The sequence below is a fragment of the Vibrio sp. Y176 genome (genome assembly GCF_033438945.1).
The window spans coordinates 1-851 of sequence record NZ_JAWOQS010000265.1; the positions used below are offsets into that span (position 1 = coordinate 1).

The following is an 851-nucleotide window of genomic DNA, read 5'->3' on the forward strand; positions in this document are numbered from 1 at the left end:
GTAAGTTATTGGATTTTTTAACAGCAAAAGATAGACAAAAACGCCTCAAATGATAGGATCTTCCGCTTTCACGGAATGTAAAACGTATCGTGTTCGAACGATTTTTTGTTTGGTACGGAAAAAATAATACAAAAATAGAGAGGAACGATGACAAAGGGTATAGATAAGTACAGTATTGACAGTACCGACTATACGGTAGGTCAAGACAACGTTCAAAAGTGGGGCTTTGATGTTCATAACCCAGTTTTTGGTATTAGTGCAGGCTTTATTGCACTGTTTCTTGTCGCAGCATTAGTTCTAGATGCTCATACCGCGAAGACGGCATTGGATGGGCTTAAGTGGAAGATCATTGGTTCATTCGACTGGCTGTTTATTATCGCTGGTAACATTTTCGTTATTTTCTGCTTAGCGTTGATTGTGTCGCCGCTCGGGAAAATACGCTTAGGCGGTAAAGATGCCGTCGCTGATTATTCATTCATGTCTTGGCTCGCGATGTTGTTCGCAGCCGGTATGGGCATCGGATTAGTGTTTTTTGGTGTGTCTGAGCCAATGTCGCACTTCAGCTCTGCACTTGGCGGCGTGAACATTGAAAATGGTGTGCGCACCGACTGGGCACCACTTGGTGGTGCGGTTGGTGATACAGATGCTGCATCTGCACTTGGTATGGCTGCGACCATTTACCACTGGGCACTTCACCCTTGGTCGATTTATGCGTTGTTGGCCCTTGGCTTAGCGATTTTTTCGTTCAACAAAGGGTTGCCACTGACCATGCGTTCCATCTTCTACCCGCTATTTGGTGAACGAGTTTGGGGCTGGGTAGGGCATGTTATCGACATTCTTGCGGTCGTTGC

The 851-nt window shown here is 45.6% G+C and carries 1 protein-coding gene; it reads left to right on the plus strand.

All coding sequences use genetic code 11. The features are described from left to right. Window positions 1-147: 147 nt before the first annotated feature. Window positions 148-851 (plus strand): BCCT family transporter (locus tag R7O13_RS25470; RefSeq protein WP_318305024.1); only part of this gene is annotated, 704 nt, incomplete at its 3' end.